General features: G+C 60.3%; 16 protein-coding genes, 2 pseudogenes and 1 riboswitch. Of the genes and pseudogenes, 13 read left to right on the forward strand and 5 right to left on the reverse strand.

The features are described from left to right. The first annotated feature begins 100 nt into the window (after positions 1-100). Entirely contained in the window at positions 101-1195 is a 1095-nt protein-coding gene (locus tag EXR36_04085) for an ABC transporter substrate-binding protein (protein MSQ58829.1), read from the forward strand. Between the two features lie 139 nt (positions 1196-1334). Next, positions 1335-2429 carry a twin-arginine translocation signal domain-containing protein gene (locus EXR36_04090; GenBank protein MSQ58830.1) on the forward strand — a complete coding sequence of 365 codons (1095 nt, stop codon included), beginning with the start codon at positions 1335-1337 and terminating at the stop codon, positions 2427-2429. 83 nt (positions 2430-2512) lie between these two features. Here EXR36_04090 and EXR36_04095 read toward each other — a convergent pair whose 3' ends face one another. Both EXR36_04095 and EXR36_04100 read right to left on the reverse strand, forming a co-directional pair. Further along, positions 2513-4015: a TRAP transporter large permease subunit gene (locus EXR36_04095; protein MSQ58831.1), complete on the reverse strand. Its 1503-nt coding sequence runs from the start codon at positions 4013-4015 to the stop codon at positions 2513-2515. Then, the gene (locus EXR36_04100; protein MSQ58832.1) at positions 4012-4578 is read right to left on the reverse strand and encodes a TRAP transporter small permease subunit; all 567 of its coding nucleotides are present in this window, start codon (positions 4576-4578) and stop codon (positions 4012-4014) included. The genes EXR36_04095 and EXR36_04100 overlap by 4 nt, the downstream gene beginning before the upstream one ends. A 170-nt stretch (positions 4579-4748) precedes the next feature. Here EXR36_04100 and EXR36_04105 point away from each other — a divergent pair, with 170 nt between their 5' ends. From EXR36_04105 to EXR36_04115, 3 genes and pseudogenes are all read left to right on the forward strand, one after another. After that, positions 4749-5531: a cyclic nucleotide-binding domain-containing protein gene (locus EXR36_04105; protein MSQ58833.1), complete on the forward strand. Its 783-nt coding sequence runs from the start codon at positions 4749-4751 to the stop codon at positions 5529-5531. A gap of 48 nt (positions 5532-5579) precedes the next feature. After that, positions 5580-6038, forward strand: coding sequence for a peptide-methionine (R)-S-oxide reductase (gene msrB / locus EXR36_04110; protein ID MSQ58834.1), 459 nt, complete (start codon positions 5580-5582; stop codon positions 6036-6038). Between the two features lie 9 nt (positions 6039-6047). Beyond that, positions 6048-9018 (forward strand): annotated as a pseudogene (locus EXR36_04115) (L-glutamate gamma-semialdehyde dehydrogenase). Here EXR36_04115 and EXR36_04120 read toward each other — a convergent pair. The 3 genes from EXR36_04120 to EXR36_04130 all read right to left on the reverse strand — a co-directional run bounded on the left by EXR36_04120 (position 8999) and on the right by EXR36_04130 (position 10228). Continuing rightward, the gene (locus tag EXR36_04120) at positions 8999-9454 is read right to left on the reverse strand and encodes an EVE domain-containing protein (protein ID MSQ58835.1); all 456 of its coding nucleotides are present in this window, start codon (positions 9452-9454) and stop codon (positions 8999-9001) included. The pseudogene EXR36_04115 and the gene EXR36_04120 overlap by 20 nt on opposite strands. A gap of 268 nt (positions 9455-9722) precedes the next feature. After that, complete coding sequence (locus EXR36_04125) at positions 9723-10016, reverse strand: cell division protein ZapA (GenBank protein ID MSQ58836.1); 294 nt, start codon at positions 10014-10016, stop codon at positions 9723-9725. Between the two features lie 14 nt (positions 10017-10030). Further along, the gene (locus tag EXR36_04130) at positions 10031-10228 is read right to left on the reverse strand and encodes a hypothetical protein (protein ID MSQ58837.1); all 198 of its coding nucleotides are present in this window, start codon (positions 10226-10228) and stop codon (positions 10031-10033) included. 102 nt (positions 10229-10330) lie between these two features. Continuing rightward, positions 10331-10568: riboswitch (cobalamin riboswitch) on the forward strand. Between the two features lie 149 nt (positions 10569-10717). On the opposite strand from EXR36_04130, the gene EXR36_04135 reads away from it, so the two are divergent. The 8 genes and pseudogenes from EXR36_04135 to EXR36_04170 all read left to right on the forward strand — a co-directional run bounded on the left by EXR36_04135 (position 10718) and on the right by EXR36_04170 (position 18511). Further along, a complete protein-coding gene (locus EXR36_04135; GenBank protein MSQ58838.1) occupies positions 10718-12685 on the forward strand; it encodes a TonB-dependent receptor in 1968 nt (655 codons plus the stop codon). A 269-nt stretch (positions 12686-12954) separates the two neighbouring features. After that, positions 12955-14004, forward strand: a complete 1050-nt coding sequence (locus EXR36_04140) for an extracellular solute-binding protein (protein ID MSQ58839.1) — start codon at positions 12955-12957, stop codon at positions 14002-14004. A 62-nt stretch (positions 14005-14066) separates the two neighbouring features. Continuing rightward, a complete protein-coding gene (locus EXR36_04145; protein ID MSQ58840.1) occupies positions 14067-15107 on the forward strand; it encodes an ABC transporter ATP-binding protein in 1041 nt (346 codons plus the stop codon). After that, positions 15104-16039: an ABC transporter permease gene (locus EXR36_04150; GenBank protein MSQ58841.1), complete on the forward strand. Its 936-nt coding sequence runs from the start codon at positions 15104-15106 to the stop codon at positions 16037-16039. Before EXR36_04145 ends, EXR36_04150 begins: the two co-directional genes overlap by 4 nt. Continuing rightward, a complete protein-coding gene (locus tag EXR36_04155; GenBank protein MSQ58842.1) occupies positions 16029-16871 on the forward strand; it encodes an ABC transporter permease in 843 nt (280 codons plus the stop codon). Before EXR36_04150 ends, EXR36_04155 begins: the two co-directional genes overlap by 11 nt. Positions 16872-16903: 32 nt before the next feature. Continuing rightward, on the forward strand, positions 16904-17293 hold the full coding sequence (locus tag EXR36_04160) for a 4-carboxymuconolactone decarboxylase (GenBank protein ID MSQ58843.1): 390 nt from the start codon (positions 16904-16906) through the stop codon (positions 17291-17293). Positions 17294-17372: 79 nt separating this feature from the next. Then, positions 17373-17744: a cupin domain-containing protein gene (locus tag EXR36_04165; protein MSQ58844.1), complete on the forward strand. Its 372-nt coding sequence runs from the start codon at positions 17373-17375 to the stop codon at positions 17742-17744. A gap of 434 nt (positions 17745-18178) precedes the next feature. Next, positions 18179-18511 (forward strand): annotated as a pseudogene (locus tag EXR36_04170) (ABC transporter). Positions 18512-18886: the final 375 nt, after the last annotated feature.

Genomic DNA, 18886 nt, shown 5'->3' on the forward strand with positions numbered 1-18886 from the left:
GCCCACCCTGGCGGAAGTGGCTCGCGAGGCTCGAATGCTTTACTTTAGCGCCTGCGGAAACATCTACCGCTAGGAAACCAACATATAAGGGAGGAGACTCATGAAACGCAGGTCATTTCTAAAGCAGGCGGCCACGGGCATGGCCGCGGGTGCGGTGGCGGCGCCCGCCATCGCCCAATCGGCGCCGAGCATTCATTGGCGCATGGCCACCAGTTGGCCCAAGAGTCTAGACACGCTCTACGGCGGCGCCGAGTTGATATGCCGCCGTGTGGGCGAAATCACCGACGGCAAATTCCAGATCCGCCCTTTCGCGGCGGGGGAGATCGTGCCCGCGACCCAGGTATTGGATGCCATCCAGGCCGGCACCGTGGAAGTGGGGCACACGCCAACCTATTACTACTTCGGGAAAGATCCTGCCTTCTCCTTTGGAACCGCTGCCCCGTTCGGCATGAACCAGCGGCAGAATTTCGCCTGGTGGTACTTCGGGGGCGGGGCCGAGGCCATGGCGCCCTTGCTCAAGGAATATGGATGCGTGGGATTTCCCGGCGGCGGAACGGGCTGCCAGATGGGCGGTTGGTTCCGCAAGGAGATCAAGACGATCGATGATCTCAAAGGGCTCAAATTCCGCGTAGGCGGGATGGCTGGCTTGGCGCTCACCAAGTTAGGTGTGGTGCCGCAGATGATTGCCGGCTCCGACGTCTATCCCGCCTTGGAGAAAGGCACCATCGATGCCGCCGAATGGGTAGGGCCCTACGACGATGAGAAGCTCGGCTTCAACAAAGTGGCGAAGTATTACTACTACCCAGGTTGGTGGGAAGCGGGGCCCATGGGCATGACGCTCATCAACGATAAGAAATGGGCCGAACTGCCCAAGGCCTATCAATCCGCGCTCATGACTGCTAGCGCGGAAGCGTGCCATTGGATGGTGGCCAAGTACGACGCGCAAAACCCGCCGGCGCTACGCCGTCTCGTGGGGTCGGGTACCATTTTGAAACCTTTTCCAAAGTCCGTGATGGAAGCGTGCGAGAGAGCCGTCTTCGAGCTCTACGACGAATTGATGGTGAAGAGCGCACACTGGAAGCGCATCTATCCAGGCTGGAAGAAATTCCGCGACGACCAGTTCCTATGGTTCCGGGTCGCGGAGACCACCTACGACAATTATGCCTTCACTTCAAAAATCGGAATGGGAAAGTAAGCGGATTGCGAGCGTGCAGCGTTAGCTTCCGCCAAGCCGCCCCGGCATGAAAACCGGGGCGGGTATGAGCATCTCAAAACAACCGGCCGCGCGTTCCGTGCGCATCGCCGTACCATAGACGTTCAACAAAAGGAAAACCATGAAACGCAGATCGTTTTTGAAGCAGGCCGCGGTGGGTGTCGCGGCCGGTGCCGTTGCGGCACCGGCCAGCGCGCAATCCAATCCAAGCATCAACTGGCGCATGGCCACGAGCTGGCCGAAGAGCTTGGACACCATGTATGGTACCGCCGACCACCTGTGCAAGAGAGTCGCCGAGTTAACCGACGGCAAGTTCCAGATCCGTCCCTTCGCCGCCGGCGAAATCGTGCCAGCGGCCCAGGTGCTCGACGCGATTCAAGCGGGCACCGTCGAGATCGGCCACACGGCGCCGACCTATTACTTCGGCAAGGACCCGGCCTTTGCCTTTGGCACCACAGTGCCCTTCGGCATGAATGCACGCCAGAACTATGCTTGGTGGCACTACGGCGGAGGCGCGGAAGCCATGGCACCCTTGTTCAAGGAGTATGGCGTCATCGCCATTCCCGCCGGCAATACGGGCGCTCAAATGGGGGGCTGGTTCCGCAAGGAGATCAAAACCCTTGAAGACTTCAAGGGACTCAAATTCCGCATCGCCGGAATTGCCGGGCTGATCATTGCCAAGATCGGCGGTGTGCCGCAGATGATCGGCGGACCGGACATCTATCCCGCGCTGGAGAAAGGCACCATCGATGCCGCCGAATGGGTGGGGCCCTACGACGACGAGAAACTCGGATTCAACAAAGTCGCCAAGCACTATTACTACCCAGGTTGGTGGGAGGGCGGTCCCATGCTCGCGGCCTTGATCAACGAAAAGAAATGGAATGAATTGCCCAAGGCATACCAGGCCGCCATCACCGTGTCCTGCGCCGAAGGCTATGCATCGATGCCGGCCAGGTACGACGCGTTGAATCCGGGTGCTCTGCGCAGGCTGGTGGCCAGTGGCACCAAGTTGAGCGCCTTCCCCAAGCCCGTTATCGAGGCTTGCGAAAAGGCCGCTTACGAGGTCTACGAGGAACTAGGTGCCAAGAGCGCCCATTGGAAACGCATCTATCCCGCGTGGAAAAAATTCCGCGACGACGAGTTCCTCTGGTACCGGGTTGCGGACTACGCTTACGACAACTACGCCTTCAACTCCAAGATCGGCGCGGGTAAGTAGTCTTTAGAGAAAGCAAACGGCCCGTCCATGACATGGACGGGCCGTTTGCTCTTGCGGATTAGTTGTTGCGCGCGCCGCCAGATCTATTTCGGGGCCGCGGGTGCGTCCTTACTGGGTCCCCCAAAGTCTGGGGCTGCCTCTTCTTGTCCTGGGGAGGCGTTACCGGAATCCGAGTCCGGAATCACGATCTCGACTTTGGAGGCATCCACCTTGGTGCGGTCCAAGTTAGCGGTCACCAATTGCGGGAAAACGATGACGATGGTGACCATGATAATTTGGATGATCACGAAGGGGACGGCGCCCCAATAGATCTGTCCCGTTGTGATGGGCGCCATTCGCAAGTTCGTGATCTTGTCGATGTATTCCTTGGCGGGCGCCACGCTGCGCAGATAGAACAACGCAAAGCCGAAGGGCGGATGCATGAAGGAGGTCTGCATGTTGACTCCGAGCAACACGCCAAACCAGATCAGATCGATTCCCAACTTGTCCGCAACGGGGGCTAGCAGCGGCACGATGATGAAGGCCAGCTCGAAGAAATCCAAGAAGAAGGCGAGCAGGAATACCATGACATTGACGACGATCAGGAAACCCAATTGGCCGCCTGGGAGACCCGTCAGCAAATGCTCTACCCATAGATCGCCGCTGACCCCACGAAAGGTCAGACCGAAGACCGTGGCCCCCACCAGAATGAAAATCACGAAGGAGGAAAGCTTAGCGGTGGTGTTCAACGCTTGCTTCAGTAGCGACCAGCTCAAGCGCCGGTTCATCATGGCAAGTATGACGGCGCCCGTGGCGCCCATGGCACCGCCTTCCGTGGGCGTGGCAACCCCGAGGAAGATGGTGCCCAGCACCAGGAAAATGAGTCCCAAGGGTGGAACCAGCACCACCAGCACGCGGGTTAGCAGCTTGGTCCCGCGAAGCGTGCGTGCCTCGGGGGGAAGTGCCGGCCCGGACTTGGGGTCGAGCATGGTCTTGCCGAACACGTACAGCGTGTAGAGTCCCGTCAGTACCAAACCGGGCAATATGGCCCCTGCGTACATATCGCCCACGGAACGTCCCAACTGGTCCGCCAAGACAATCAACACCAGGGAGGGCGGAATGATTTGCGCGAGGGTGCCCGAAGCCGCGATCACGCCACTAGCCAGACGCCGGTCGTAGCCGTAGCGCAACATGATGGGCAGCGAAATGAGGCCCATGGATATGACCGAGGCCGCCACCACACCGGTGGTTGCCGCTAGAAGTGCGCCCACGAAAATCACCGCGTAGGCCAATCCGCCGCGTACTGGACCGAACAACTGCCCGATGGTGTCGAGCAGATCCTCCGCCATGCCGCTGCGTTCGAGAATCAATCCCATGAAAGTGAAGAAGGGAATGGCGAGCAAGGTATCGTTCGCCATGATGCCGAAGATGCGTTCGGGCAAAGCCTGGTATAGCTCGGCGCTTAAGAGCCTCAATTCGATGCCCACTAGCCCGAAGGTCAAGCCGAGCGCGCCCAAGGCGAAGGCCACGGGGTATCCCAGTAGCAGAAATACCACCAACACCATGAACATCAGCGGCGCCAGATTGTTGGTGATGAATTGGATCATTTCGCATCCCCTTCCAGGACCGGGGCGCCGTGAAAGGAGTGCTTCTCCGAAGGATCCGGAATCAGCCCCTGGAGGAAGGCGATGCGCTTGATAAGTTCGGAAAGCGCTTGCAGAGTCAGCAAGAAGAATCCGGCGGGAATCATGAGCCGCGCTGGCCAGCGTATGAGCCCGCCCGCGTTCGCTGACGTCTCGCCGCTATTCCAGGCGTTCATGAAGAGCGGCCAGGAGGACCACATGAGATACAAGGTCACGGGCAACAGAAACACCACCGTGCCGAAAATATCGATCCAGGTCTGGGTGCTCCGCGAGAAACGGCTGGCCACGACATCGATGCGAATGTGCTCGTTATGCAAAAGCGTGTAGCCCGAGCATAACAGGAACACCATGGCGAACAAGTACCACTGCAACTCCAGCCAAGCATTGGAACTGATGTTCAACGCGTAACGCGACATGGCATTGAAAGAGCTCACCAGCACGCAAGCCAGTACCAGCCACATTATGGTGCGGCCAACCTTTTCGTTGAGCGCGTCGATGGCGCGCGATATGAATAACAGCATGTTCATGTTGGGTCCCTAGTTATCGTTCTAAGATCGCTAGCCATCCCTTGGCCAGCGCCGGGCTGGGATTGTTCTGCCTGCGCCCGTGAAGACTCCCCATGGCGCGGCGGCGGATTGTCGCATGATCCGCCGCCTTGTATACCATTGGGTGTATTTTCTTCCGGTCCCGTGAAGTTATGGTAACGGTATTGTTCACCCGGCAACGGAGAAGCACCATGGGAAATCTTGACCAGCGAAGCGGCGGGCGAGCCCCAGCCACGGCTGCCAAGGCATCCGTCCTCGCGCGCGGACCAGCAATGGTAGCGAAATCCCGCCGCCATGATAGGATGCCCCCGGCTCAACTCGAACAACAATCGATGCCCTCGCCCATAACGGCCGTGGAGGAGTACGGCCTGACCGCCTCCGAGAAAGGGGTACTGGACTTGGCAGCCCGCGGCTACCAAAACTCCGAGATCGCCCAGCGCCGCCACGTGAGCGTCGGTACGGTGAAAGCGCAGATGCACAGCATCTTCGAGAAGCTGGGTACGCGCAACCGCTTCGAAGCGTCTCTGCTGTACCGCATCGCGCTGAGCGTGGATCTGGACGAGCAACGCCGCGCCGAGGAAGGCGAGTTCGATTTCAGCTGGCTCAACCAGGTAGCGCTCACCATGGAGCGCTGGCCCAAGTGGCATGTGCTGTTTCAGCAGGGCGAACCAGGCGAGAAGCTCTACTACATCACCCAAGGGAACATTCGCCTGAAGGAAAAAAAGAACGTCATCATGGGGCCGCGCGATCTGTTCGGCGAGATCGCGGTGTTCACCCCTGGGCACCGCCTAACCTTCACCGCCATTTGCGAGACCGATGTGAGAGTGCTCACCATGACTCGCGAACAAGTGCGCCGCTGCTACCTGGTATATCCGCAGTTCGCCATCTACATCCTGTTCAGCATCATTCGGCGGCTCATGGCGGACCGCACCTGAAAAGTTGAGTACACTTCCTTCCCCTCGATTTCCGCGAAGGAAGTGACCATGACGGCTACCACTGCGAAGCGCTCGGCATCCGGATACGATCTCAGCCCGGTCAGCGGCAGGGAGCGCGACGAGCTTGCGCGCAAACTCACGCCCGAGGAACGCTACATCTTGCTGGATCACGGTACCGAGCGGCCCTTCTGCGGAATCTTGCTCAACCAAAAGCAAGACGGCGTCTATGCCTGCAAACTGTGCGGGCTACCTTTGTTCCAATCGGGATCCAAGTTCGAGTCCCACTCGGGGTGGCCCAGCTTCTACGAACCTTTCGATGCGGAGCATATCCGCGAGATCCGCGATACCAGCCATGGCATGGTCCGCACCGAAATTCGGTGCGCGCGCTGCGACGGGCATCTCGGCCACGTATTCCCCGATGGTCCTCCGACGACCCACCAGCGCTACTGTTTGAATTCCGCGTCCATGGACTTCTTTGTCGAAGGCACGCAACCCGCCGCCGGCTAACCTCAAAACATGGCTGGCCCGCTATCGCGCCTTCCCTACCCATACCGGAACGAGCACGCCGTCGTCACCGGCTTACTGGCCGGCCTTGGCGGCTACATTGATTGGACTTCGGTGGCATCCCAGGCGAAGCCCTGGGTGCAAGGGGTGCGGGAGCACCCGGCGCCGTTCTGGGTGTTGGAGTCCCTGCTAAAGGAATACCCCATCTCCAGCGCGGAAGGGCTGGCGTTGATGCGCTTGTCCGAAGCGCTGCTACGAGTGCCCGACGCGGAAACCGCCATGTTGCTTACAGCGGACCAATTGCGCGGCGCGGATTTCAAGGATGGATCGCAAAGCGTGCTGGCCAGCCTATCTTCGGCCGCCATCGCGTTATCGAATACCCTACTTCCAGATGCTGAACACCCCGGCATGCTGCAACGCCTGGGCGCCCAGACTGTTGTGGCCGCCGCCGTGCGCGGCATTCAACTGCTAGGCAGACAATTCGTATTGGGCCGCGATATGAGCGAAGCGTTGGCCCACGCGGATGCGCAGCGCGGCCGGTTTCCCCCGCCGCTATTCAGTTTCGACATGCTGGGCGAGGGGGCTCGCACGGAGCAAGATGCGCGGTGCTACTTTGCGTCTTATCGGTCGGCGATCGCGGCCATAGCCGCGCACGGCACCCACGGCGTGCTGGACGAAAATGACGGCATCTCCATCAAACTTTCCGCCTTATTCTCGCGTTACGAGGCCGCCCATCATGGCCGTGTGATGGCAGAACTGCTGCCTAGCGTGGTGGTGCTGGCGGATGCGGCGGCCGCCGCGAACATCAATCTCACCATGGATGCCGAAGAGAGCGACCGGCTAGAGCTCTCCCTGGATGTGCTGGAGGCCGTGGCGCGTCATGCCGCGCAAGAACATCCCCATTGGCGCGGCCTGGGCCTGGCCGTGCAAGCCTATCAAACACGCGCGCTGGACGTCGTGGAGGAGGTGGCACGGCTAGCGCGCAAACACGCGCCTGGTGAAGGGCGCCTATTGGGACGGCGAAGTCAAACGCGCCCAGGAACTTGGGCTGGAGAGCTATCCCGTCTTTACGCATAAGCACCACACCGATGTGGCTTATCTTGCGTGCGCACGTGCGTTGATGCTGGAAAAAGACGGCATCTATCCGCAGTTCGCCACGCATAACGCGGGAACCATCGCCGCCATTCTGCAAATCTCCCGCACGCTGAAAGCCCCTTTCGAGATGCAACGCCTGCACGGCATGGGCGAAGGAATCTATCGCGAAGTGCTGCATCACGAACCCGGTCTGCCGCTTCGCATCTATGCGCCCGTGGGCGAGCACCGCGATCTGCTCGCTTATTTGGTGCGCCGCTTGTTGGAGAACGACGCCAACTCGTCCTTCGTGCACCAGCTCGCGGACGATGCGCTTGACGCCGGGGCACTGCTCGCCTCCCCGCTACGCGCCGCCACCACGCCAGGGCAAATTCTGCCGCGCCATCTATATTCGGACCGCGCAAACTCCAGGGGATTCGACTTGACCTGTATGGAGCACCGCCAGCCGTTGCTCGATGCGCTGTCCGCGGTAGAGGTACCCCGTATAGCGATGAGCACGCCCGAAGACGCGCTTACCGCCATGCACTCGTTGCATGCCGCATGGGCGCCATGGAACGCCACCGCGCTGTAGGTTCGCACCGGTGTACTAAACCGGGCGGCGGATGAGCTCGAAAAGAGATTCGACCGCTTCGCGGCACTGCTGGTTAAGGAAGGGCGCAAGACCTTACCCGACGCCCTCTCCGAAGTACGCGAGGCGGTGGACTTTTGCCGCTATTACGCAGGTCTTGCCCTGCGGCAACTCAAGCCCGTGGCACTGCCAGGTCCCACGGGAGAGAGCAACGAATTGCGGTTGCGTGGCCGAGGGGTTTTCGTGTGCATTTCGCCGTGGAATTTTCCACTAGCCATCTTCGCCGGACAGGTGGTGGCAGCGCTGGTGGCGGGGAACACCGTGGCGGCCAAGCCAGCGGAGCAAACGCCCGCGGTCGCGAGCGCCTTTGTCGCGCTCCTGCACGAAGTAGGTATCCCGCAAGATGCGTTGATCTTGGTGCACGGCGCGGGCGATGTCGTGGGCGCCGTGTTGGTCGCCCATGAGCACTGCGCGGGCGTGTGATTCACGGGATCGGTGCAAGTGGCCAGACAGATTCAGCGCGCGCTGGCCGCCAAGACTGGTCCCATCGTTCCACTCATCGCCGAAACGGGGGGCCTCAACGCCATGATCGTGGATTCCACCGCGTTGCCCGAGCAGGTGGTGGACGCGGTGCTGCAATCGGCCTTCCGTTCCGCCGGCCAGCGCTGCTCGGCGCTGCGCTTGCTGTGCCTGCACGAAAGCGTTGCGGATGCGATGACCACCATGCTCGCCGGTGCCATGCAACAACTCGTGGTGGGCGATCCGCGCGAATGGTCCACGGACGTGGGCCCGGTCATCGATGGCGAGGCACACGCGAATTTGCGAGGCCATGTAGAGCGCCTGCAACGCGAATCCCGTTTAGCGGGCAGCACACCCATGGCGGAAGCCCTCGGCACCACCCATATCATGCCCGTGGCCTTCGAAATCGCGCGAGTGGCGGATTTGAAGGAGGAGATTTTCGGCCCCGTGCTGCATATCGTTCGCTGGCGCGGTGCCATCGATGAATTGATCGATGAAATCAATGAACTGGGATATGGGCTCACGCTGGGCATCCAAACCCGAATCGATAGCCGCGCCCGGTACATCGCACGCAGAATCCGCGCGGGAAACGTCTACGTCAACCGCAACATGACCGGCGCGGTGGTGGGCGTGCAACCCTTCGGCGGCGAGGGCTTGAGCGGCACCGGCCCCAAGGGCGGCGGGCCGCACTATCTACCGCGCTTTTGCGCCGAGCAAACGCTCACCATCAATACCGCGGCGGCCGGGGGCAACGTGGCGCTGCTGGCCGGAACGGCAGCGCCCCCTAAATCCGCTTGGCGATGATCTTCCATTCGGCGCTAGTCACCGGTGTGATGGATAGGCGGTTTCCTCGTTGCAATACGCGCATGCCCGCGAGCGCACCGAGGGTGCGCATCTCGGCGAGGCTGAGAAGGCGGGTCTTGCGCAGGAAGGTGACGTCCACGTGCACCCAGCGCGGATGGTCTCGCGTGGATTTTGGATCGTAGTATTTGCTTTCGGGATCGAACTGCGTCGCGTCGGGATAGGCGAGGCGGCTCACCTTCATGATGCCCGCGATGCCGGGTTCCGGGCAACTGGAGTTATAGAAGAAGGCTTCATCGCCCGCGCGCATCTCGCCGCGCATGAAGTTACGCGCCTGGTAGTTGCGTATTCCGGTCCAAGGCGAGGTTTTTTTCGGTGCCGCCGCCAGGTCCTCGATGCTGAATTCATCGGGCTCCGACTTCATGAGCCAGTAGTTCATAGGCGGATGTTAATAGGCAAATGCCCGCGATAGTGGAGCCCCCCCGCGAATGCCGTCAGACCGTGACTCTTGAACCTGCGGTTCAAGATCGGCCGCTTTCCGAGCACCTAAGGCACATCCGGCGAGGGACGCGCACACTGGCACTACATTGGGCCGCGGCCTAGTTTCCTACTTGGTTCGAAGAATTTACGGCCTATACAAACACCGCAGGGAGCAAGTCGTGAAGCTGGATGGCGCCGCCCGTTGTTCGGGCACGAACTGCCTTGAATTACTCGAACAACTCTTCCTGCGGCGCCACGGCGGAGTCGATATTAGCCGCCATCGAAATCATTCTACGTCGAAACTCGCCGATGTCAAAACCCGCGTCGATGCGGGTGGAAAGATACTCGTGCGCGATGTTGAGCGCGGCCATGATGGCGATGCGCTCGTTGCCGATCACCTTGCCCTCGGCGCGGATTGCCTGCATCTTCGCATCGAGGTAATCCACCGCCTTGAGCAGGCCTTCCTTTTCCTCGTCCTTGCAATTGACGCGAAAAGACCGTCCCAATATGCTGACGTCCATTCCCGGCTGGGGCGCTACTCGTCCTCGGGAATTCGGCTGAGGATCGTCTCCAGGCGCTCCTTGGCGTTGGAAATCTTCTCGGAGAGCTGCTTGTTGTCGCTTTGGCTCGCCGCTAGTTGCTGGCGTAGATCGTTGTTGTCGTGGCGTAGACGTTGGCATAGTTGGACCAGTTGGTTGATTTTGCCTTCGAGGTTGGTGATCTCACTTTCCATGGCCGCACTATAGTGAGAGCCGGCCGTAAAATCAACCGCTAGCTCTGACCCTGGCGCTACGGCGTGATTTCCGCTCTTTTGTACGTATTCGTTCCTAGGCTAAAATGCCTGCCGCGATGAGGTGCTCGGTCCGAATCCATCGGGCCAGAGTGAAACGGGAATCAGGTGCGGAAATTATCCAAAGCCTGTACTGCCCCCGCAACGGTAAGTAGTTAGAAACCGCTTCCATCCTTGACCACTGTGGAGGTCTTCAAGAATCCATGGGAAGGTAAGGCGGTTTGAAGAGAGCGATCTCTTCAACCTACCAGTCCGGAGACCGGCCTCCTCGCCAACCCTGAACGCCGCGGTGGGCAGCGGGGGCTTTCGATCATTCGTTTCGAAGTCCTCTCATGCCCTCGAAAACCTATCCAGATAGGGATAGCGCCGCGTTCTTTTCATAATCGTTTGGCGCGTGCGGCGGGCACGCTTACGCAGGAGAGTGCCGTGCGAGTGAAATACTTAATCCCCCTATTTTTTTCCCATGCTGGCGTAGCGCAAGACAATACGCCTGCCGAGCCTGTCACTGACGAAGTGGTCATTACAGCGACGCGATTCGAGGAGCATAATCCTTCCGTGCCCATGCTGCAGGTGATCGGGAAAAAGGAAATCGAGGCAAGCGGCCAGCGCTTCTTGCCGGACTTGCTTCAATTACAAAGTGGCATTTCCGTGCGGGACAACACGGGCAGCCCAGACAAGCAGGTGGACATGCGCGGATTCGGCGTCACGGGAGACCAGAATACCGTGATCCTCATCGATGGCCAGCGTTTGACGGAGAATGAACTGGCCTCGGCGAACTGGTCGGCTATTCCCATCAGTAGTGTGGAGCGCATCGAAATCATTCGCGGCGGCGCGGCTGTGCTTTACGGTTCGGGCGCCACGGGCGGGGTCATTAACGTGATCACCAAGAAGCCCGCGCCCGGCGCGCGCGCGGCCCAAGTGTCGGCCGGATTAGGCAACCATGCCACCACGGATGTACGGGCCAATGGCACCATCGCGAGCGACGTTCTAGGGATGACGCTGGCCTTGAACCGCTACGATAGCGACAACTTCCGTGTAAACAACGAAATCTCTCAAACAGGGCTTAACGTCGGTTTCGATTCGCTAAATGCCGGCCCCCTGGTTTCCGTGCGGTTCGCCGCTGAAGAGCAGGATCTTCGCTTGCCCGGCGCGAGAAGCCGGGCGCAGTTGATCACGGACCGGCGCGGTACGGCTACACCCGATGACTTCTCCAGGCGCGACAGCAAGCGCGTGGGTTTGACGGGAATCGTACCCGTGGCTGGCGGCGAGTTCCGCGCCGATTTGAGTTACCGGAATCGCGACACGTCGTCTTTTCAGATTGGAACCAACGTGGAGGCGAAATCCGAGGCCTTTGCCGTGTCGCCTCGCGTCCGGCTACCCTTTCATCTCGGCGCGGTGGAATATGCATTCACCGCAGGTGTGGATTGGGACCGGTGGGATTACCAAAGCAACCGGGTTTCAACCTTCTCCACCACGGATCTTGCCTCCACACAGGAGAACCGTGCCGTGTATGCGCAAAACACCTTCAGCTTCCCCAGCCTCACCACCCTCATCTTGGGCGGGAGAGCGCAGAAGGTGGAGTACGAAGCGCGCGACGCAGCCAGCGCCCAGCCATACGCCGCGGGTAGCCAATCGCGCAACCTGCAAGCCTATGAAGTCCAAGTGAAGCAAGCGTTCGGCGAGAGTTGGGTAGCCTATGGAAAGCTGGGCCAGAGTTTTCGCCTGGCCACGGTGGATGAGGTGTATGCCCCCTTTGGAGGACCTAGCTTCGACGCCATCGTAACTTTCCTGGGGCCACAGAAGTCCCACGACCGTGAAGTTGGGTTGCAAATGAAGCGGCGGCGTGTGCAGGGCAGGTGGGTGGCTTACCACATGAATCTCACCAACGAGATTCACTTCGATCCGGTCACTTTTTCCAACACCAATTATCCGCCCTCGCAGCGCTACGGGTCCGAGTTCGATGTGGCCTGGCGGCTATCCGATCGATTCGTGATTCCCGGTAACGCCACTTATACGCGAGCGAAATTTCGCTCGGGTAGCGTTGGCGGCACGGATGTATCAGGCAAGGAGTTGCCGCTGGTGCCGCGCTACAAGGCCAACATCGGCTTATTGTGGAACGCGGCGGACACGGTCTCCGGCGGCGTGAGTTTGAACTGGGTGGGCGAGCAGCGCTTCGATAACGATGAATCCAACACCTTCGCGGACAAGATACCGGCCTTCGCCACGGTGGATACACGCCTTGGCGCGCGCTTCGGCCCCTGTCTTCTCTCCGGAGAGATTCGCAACCTGCTCAATGAGAAGTACTACACCTATGGGGTGAGGTCCCTCTCCTCCTTGAACTTCAACGCCTATCCGGCCGCGGAAAGATCTTTTCTTGTGACGGGGCAATGCCGGTTCTGACAGACAACGCGCCGGACCCTTCCACCGAACCGTTGACCGGCGCGATGGCGCGTTCTATATCAGGCACCGGATGCCAGCAAGCATCCGGCAATTGAATAACAAGCCGGGTCCGCCGGACCTGGATGTGCTCGAGCCGCAAGCAAATAATGGAGGAGTCCATGATTTTCCGTAATCGTCTGGCATTCATCGCATCTGGCCTGGCCGCCGCGGCATTCGCCTAGGCACCAGCCTTTTCGCAAGTCCAAAAACTAGGCAAGGGCGAAGGCGTCGTGGACATCGTCGCCTGGCCCGGCTATATCGAGCGCGGCGAGACCGACAAGAATTTCGACTGGGTTACCGATTTCGAGAAGAAGACCAGCTGCAAGGTGCGCGTGAAAACCGCGAATACCTCCGATGAGATGGTGGCCTTGATGAACGAAGGCGGGTTCGATCTGGTCACGGCCTCGGGCGATGCCTCCATGCGCTTGGTCGTGGGAAAGCGCGTGCAGGAGGTCAACACCAAGCTCATCCCCAGCTACAAGAACGTCGATCCGCGCCTGCAAGACGCACCGTGGCATACGGTAGGGAGCAAGCACTACGGCGTACCTTACCAATGGGGTTACAACGTACTGGCCTACAACACCAAGGTCTTCTCCTCGCCGCCCAAGAGCTGGGAAGTGGTATTCAAGGAGATGGATCTGCCGGACGGCAAATCCAACAAAGGCCGGGTGCAAGCCTTCGACGGCCCCATCTACATCGCCGATGCGGCGCTCTACTTGATGAAGACCAAACCCGAGTTGGGGATCAAGAATCCCTACGAGTTGGATGACAAGCAGTACAAGGAGGCGCTCGGTCTTTTGCGCGCGCAGCGCAAACTGGTCTCGCGCTATTGGCACGATGCCTTCGTCCAGGTGGACGACTTCAAGAACGAAGGGGTAGTGGCCTCTTCTTCATGGGGCTTCCAGGTGAATCTGCTGCAAGGCGAGAAGCAGCCCATCGCCAGCGTTGTTCCCGTGGAAGGCGCCACGGGCTGGGCGGACACCACCATGATGCACGCCAACGCCGAACACCCGAATTGCGCCTATATGTGGATGGAGCACTCGCTCAATAACAAACTGCAGGGTGACTTGTCGGCTTGGTTCGGTTCCGTGCCCGCGGTTCCCGCAGCCTGCAAGGGCAACAAGCTGTTGACCGACGAGGGCTGCGCCACCAACGGTTATAACGAATTCGACCGCATCTGGTTCTGGCGCACGCCGGTGGCCAACTGCGGCGGCGGGCGTACCTGCGTGCCCTACTACCGCTGGGTCACCGACTACATCGCCATTCTGGGCGGCCGCTAGATTTCGCATACGATCAAGGCCGGTGAGAGCACTCACCGGCCTTGTGGTATTTAGTCCAGACCATGGCCGAGACTTCAGCCCCCGCGGTACGCTTCACGGGCGTGTCCCGCTATTTCGGCGAGGTACGAGCCATCGACCAGATCTCCATGCAGATCGCCGATGGAGAGTTCTTTTCCTTGCTGGGTCCATCGGGTTCGGGTAAGACTACCTGCCTGAGACTCATCGCGGGCTTCGAGCAGCCCGACGCCGGCGAAATCGAAATCCATGGCCAAGCCGTGGCGGGTGTGCCTCCCTACGAACGCGACGTCAACACGGTGTTTCAAGACTACGCGCTGTTTCCCCACATGAGCGTGGGAGAGAACGTGGAGTACGGGTTGATGATCCGCAAGGTAGCGCCCGCGGAGCGCCGCCGCCGCGCCGCCGAGATGCTCGAACTGGTGAAGTTGAGCGGTTCGTCGGGCCGAAAACCCAGCCAGCTTTCGGGCGGCCAGCGCCAGAGAGTGGCCTTGGCACGCGCGCTGGTGAACCGGCCCCGCGTGTTGTTGCTGGACGAGCCCCTGGGTGCCCTGGATCTCAAACTGCGCGAGCAAATGCAGGTGGAGTTAAAGGCGCTGCAACGGCAGGTGGGCATCACTTTCATCTATGTCACCCACGACCAGGGCGAAGCACTGGCCATGAGCGACCGCGTGGCGGTGTTCAACCACGGGTGCATCGAACAAGTGGGTGCGCCCGGCGATATTTACGAGCGCCCGGCCACCAGTTTCGTGGCGGGCTTCGTGGGCATCTCCAATGTGTGCGAAGGAGAACTCGCCCTGCGGCTCAGCGGCGGCACCCAGCCCTTCATCATCCGCCCCGAGAAGATTCGTCTGGCCGATCCGCTGGCTCTTGCGCTGGATTCCTGGCGCTCCGCGACCGGTGTGGTCGAGTCCCTCGTCTATCTGGGCGCGGCCACGCGCTACAACGTCGTGCTCGAAGGTGGCGGCCGCCTGAGCGCCCTGCGCCAGAATTCCAATGAACCCTGCGAGGGACCCAAGCAAGGCGAGCGCACGCGGTTGACCTGGCAACCCAAGCACGAACATCCGCTGCGTGGCACGGCGCCATGAGCGCTGCGAACGCGGCGCCCCCAGGCATGTGGCATCGCGCCTCCAATGCTTTGTATTTGCATCCGCGAGCGCTTCTATTTTTGCTGCTCACCCCGCCATTGCTCTGGCTGGGAATCATCTATCTGGGGTCGTTGTTCGCGCTCCTTGCACAGAGCTTTTTTTATATCGACGAGTTTTCCGGGTTGGTGGTACGCGAGTTTTCCATCATCACGTGGGGGCAGCTCGTCACGCTGTCCAATTTCGACATCATCCTGCGAACCACCGCCATGGCCGCGGTGGTTACGGTGGCCGCGGCCCTGCTCGCTTTTCCCCTGGCTTTCTACATGGTGCGCCACGCCAGCACTCGCATGAAGGCGTTGCTCTACGTCGGCGTGATGCTGCCCCTGTGGTCGAGTTATCTGGTGCGTGTGTACTCCTGGAAGTTGATCTTGGCTAAGGAAGGCATCATTACATGGCTGGCGGAGAACCTCGGCCTGCTGTGGCTGCTGGAAGGAATACTCGCGATCCCTGTAATCGGCGGACCGTCTCTCTCCACTTCCGACATCGGTACCTTTCTCGTATTTCTCTACGTGTGGCTGCCCTTCATGGTGCTGCCCATCGTGGCCGCGCTAGAGCGTGTTCCGCCTTCTTATATCGAGGCCTCCGCGGACCTCGGCGCCAATCCTCGCCAGACCTTTCGCCGCGTGATATTTCCGCTAACGCTTCCCGGCGTGATCGCGGGTTCCATCTTTACCTTCTCCTTGACCCTGGGCGATTACATCATCCCAGGGATCATCGGGACCTCCCATCCTTTCATCGGCCAAGCGGTCTACGCGCACCAAGGAACGGCGGGAAACATCCCCATGGCCGCCGCGCTCACTATCGTGCCCATCGCCATCATGGCGGTCTACTTGGCCCTCGCCAAACGCATGGGAGCCTTCGATGCGCTCTGAGGCGGGTGCCACGCGGGGAAAGGCGGGGCGTGGCACCGGGGCAGGCTGGGCGTTGAAGCTGGGCGCTTTGCTCACTGTATTGTTCTTGCACATCCCCTTGTTTTTCATTTTTCTCTACGCCTTCAGCTCGGACGCGAAGACCTTCAGCTTCCCACCGCCGGGCTTCACCACCAAATGGTTCGCCATCGCCTGGGAGCGGCAAGACATTCGCGACGCCCTCGCGCTCTCCGTTCAAGTGGGCGCGGCGGCCACGGGTATCGCGCTGATTCTGGGAACATGCGCGGCGGCGGCGGTTTGGCGCTCGAAGTTCTTCGGGCGAGAGAGCATTTCCCTGCTGCTCATCCTGCCCATCGCGCTGCCCGGCATCATCACCGGCATCAGCTTGCGCAGCGCATTGGGATTGATGGAGATTTCCTTCAGCTTCTGGACCATCGTGGTGGGGCACGCCACCTTTTGCGTGGTGGTGGTGTACAACAACGTGCTCGCGCGCTTCCGGCGAACTTCCCACGCGCTCATCGAAGCTTCCATGGATCTGGGCGCCAATGGCTTGCAGACCTTCCGCCATGTAGTCTTGCCCAATATCGCCACGGCGTTGCTCGCCGGAGGAATGCTAGCCTTCGCCCTGTCCTTCGACGAGGTGATCGTGACGACCTTTACCGCGGGCCAGCAGTCCACCTTGCCCATCTGTATGCTGAGCGAATTGGTGCGCCCGCGCCAGCGGCCTGTCACCAACGTGGTTGCGGTATTCGTAATCGCCATCACCTTCATCCCCATCTTGCTCGCGTTCTACCTCACGCGCGATACGCATGAGGTGGCGGGAGCGGGGAAGTGAGGCCTTAATAATTTTCTTAAAGGAGCCACAAAATGAGCAAGGAAGTATTCAATCGCGGTCTCGAAATTCGCAAATCGGTGTTAGGAAAAGAGTACGTGGAGAAGTCTATTGCATCCGCCGACGACTTCAATATGCCGCTGCAGGAATTGGTCACCGAGTATTGCTGGGGCGCCATCTGGGGCCGGGAAGAACTCCCCAAGAAGACCCGCAGCATGCTGAACCTCGCCATGCTCTCCGCGCTCAACCGCCCGCACGAACTGAAAATGCACCTCGCCGGCGCGCTGAGAAATGGCGTGACCAAGACCGAGATCCGCGAGATTCTGCTGCAGGTTGCCATTTATTGTGGCGTGCCGGCGGGCGTGGATGCATTCCGTGTGGCACGCGAGACCTTCGCGGAATTGGACGCAGCGGCGAAGAAGTAGACCGAGTGCCCCGATCGCGAAACAACAAGGAGGATTACTCATGATGCACAAGAGCATGGCAATAGCGGCGTTATCTGGAATGGCGGCGGCATTCGCCATCGGCATCGCGGTCGGGCAGGGTACGCCGCCAACAGAAAACAGGGGCCTAAAGGCGAGTGACCCGGTATTCATCGACCTCACGGACGAAATCGAAATCGTGAAGGGCCGGCAACTGCGCTTGCGTGTCATCACTCTAGAGCCGGGTGGAGTGGCCGCCCTGCACAGCCACAACGGGCGCCCGGCCGTGGCTTATATCTTGGAAGGCACGCTAACGGAGCACATCGAGAACGGCGGCACCCACGAGCGCCGAAAGGGTGAGGCCTGGTCCGAAGGCAAGACCGTCACTCATTGGTCGGAGAACAAAGGCGGCACGCCGGTGAAGCTGGTGGCTGTCGACGTGTTCAAGCCCTGACCGATTGGCGTGGCCGTTGGAGGGACGCTGGGGCGATCAAGATAAGAAAGCGCCGTAACCTAAGCGGCCGGAGAGGCTCGCTTCTCGATTTTCGGAATCGAGCTGTCCATACATGCCCAACTCGGGGCTCGCGATACCCAGATCTTGGCTACCAATTTCCGGGTCATCAAGTGTGCCGGCGCGAACAAAACATTCAAGGTATCTTTACGGGCCGCCGTCGGCTCCTGGTACGAGTGCACATCGGAAGGGCGGCGCACCGTCCGCAAACAGGAAGGTCTATGGAAATAGAGAGAGTACTTAGCGGCGATCGCCGCATGGAAATGTGGGCCTTTGAGTGGGATATGACCCATACTACGGGACGGAAGGCCAACCGAAAGTTTATCGGCTACGAACAGCCCGTGCGCTCCGCACAGGATCAGGCGGCAGTCGTGCAGGAGGCTGGCGACGAGGAGGTCATATCCGCTGCTCGTGCGGCCTACTGCGACGAGTTTCTGAGAGCGCTGCCGGAGGGCTACAACACCTTTCTCGGCGAGCGCGGCGTGCGCCTCTCGGGAGGGCAGCGCCAGCGCATCGTGCAAGCCGCATTGGAAGCGGCCATGCGAGACCGCACGACCCTCGTCATCGCCCACCGCCTCGCCACGGTGCAAAGGGCGGATCGCATTGTGGTGCTAGACCATGGCATGATCGTGGAGGAGGGGACGCACGCTTCCCTGGTGGCCTCGAACTGGATGTATGCGCGGCTGGCCGCTTTGCAATTCAACGACTGAAGCCGTTCAATAACTGGCGCGAGGGGCGAGGCGATGAACCAGAATGCCGTTGTCCGCGTGTGTGGCCTGTGTCTTGGCGGCGGCAAGCAACTGGTCTTCGGCACAGGGGCAAGAGCCCCCACCGGCCCAGCGTGGTAGCGGTAGACCGGCATCCGCACCTGCTAAGTCACAACGAGAGGGTGGATCCAACGAGCGGTTAAGAAGTTCTTGTCCATGGCCGATATCAAGCGCGCATCACTTACGCCGCCGCTTTCCTGGGGCGAAAGCGATGGCCGAGTTGGCGTGTTATCCTTTTTTCATAGAGGCTATGCCACTAGCGCCTAGAGCGGAGAATTTTCGCAGGTTTTACCGAGGAATCGCAGGGTACGTGGATGG

The organism is Betaproteobacteria bacterium (assembly GCA_009693245.1).
In the GTDB taxonomy this organism is placed as follows: domain Bacteria; phylum Pseudomonadota; class Gammaproteobacteria; order Burkholderiales; family SHXO01; genus SHXO01.

Coding starts and splice junctions, on each gene's coding strand:
- EXR36_04120 (MSQ58835.1), bottom strand. CDS start 9,454: ATGAACTACTGGCTCATGAAGTCGGAGCCCGATGAATTCAGCATCGAG.
- EXR36_04150 (MSQ58841.1), top strand. CDS start 15,104: ATGAGCGCTGCGAACGCGGCGCCCCCAGGCATGTGGCATCGCGCCTCC.
- EXR36_04125 (MSQ58836.1), bottom strand. CDS start 10,016: ATGGACGTCAGCATATTGGGACGGTCTTTTCGCGTCAATTGCAAGGAC.
- EXR36_04105 (MSQ58833.1), top strand. CDS start 4,749: ATGGTAACGGTATTGTTCACCCGGCAACGGAGAAGCACCATGGGAAAT.
- msrB (MSQ58834.1), top strand. CDS start 5,580: ATGACGGCTACCACTGCGAAGCGCTCGGCATCCGGATACGATCTCAGC.
- EXR36_04095 (MSQ58831.1), bottom strand. CDS start 4,015: ATGATCCAATTCATCACCAACAATCTGGCGCCGCTGATGTTCATGGTG.
- EXR36_04100 (MSQ58832.1), bottom strand. CDS start 4,578: ATGAACATGCTGTTATTCATATCGCGCGCCATCGACGCGCTCAACGAA.
- EXR36_04090 (MSQ58830.1), top strand. CDS start 1,335: ATGAAACGCAGATCGTTTTTGAAGCAGGCCGCGGTGGGTGTCGCGGCC.
- EXR36_04165 (MSQ58844.1), top strand. CDS start 17,373: ATGGCGGCGGCATTCGCCATCGGCATCGCGGTCGGGCAGGGTACGCCG.
- EXR36_04155 (MSQ58842.1), top strand. CDS start 16,029: ATGCGCTCTGAGGCGGGTGCCACGCGGGGAAAGGCGGGGCGTGGCACC.
- EXR36_04085 (MSQ58829.1), top strand. CDS start 101: ATGAAACGCAGGTCATTTCTAAAGCAGGCGGCCACGGGCATGGCCGCG.
- EXR36_04130 (MSQ58837.1), bottom strand. CDS start 10,228: ATGGAAAGTGAGATCACCAACCTCGAAGGCAAAATCAACCAACTGGTC.
- EXR36_04160 (MSQ58843.1), top strand. CDS start 16,904: ATGAGCAAGGAAGTATTCAATCGCGGTCTCGAAATTCGCAAATCGGTG.
- EXR36_04145 (MSQ58840.1), top strand. CDS start 14,067: ATGGCCGAGACTTCAGCCCCCGCGGTACGCTTCACGGGCGTGTCCCGC.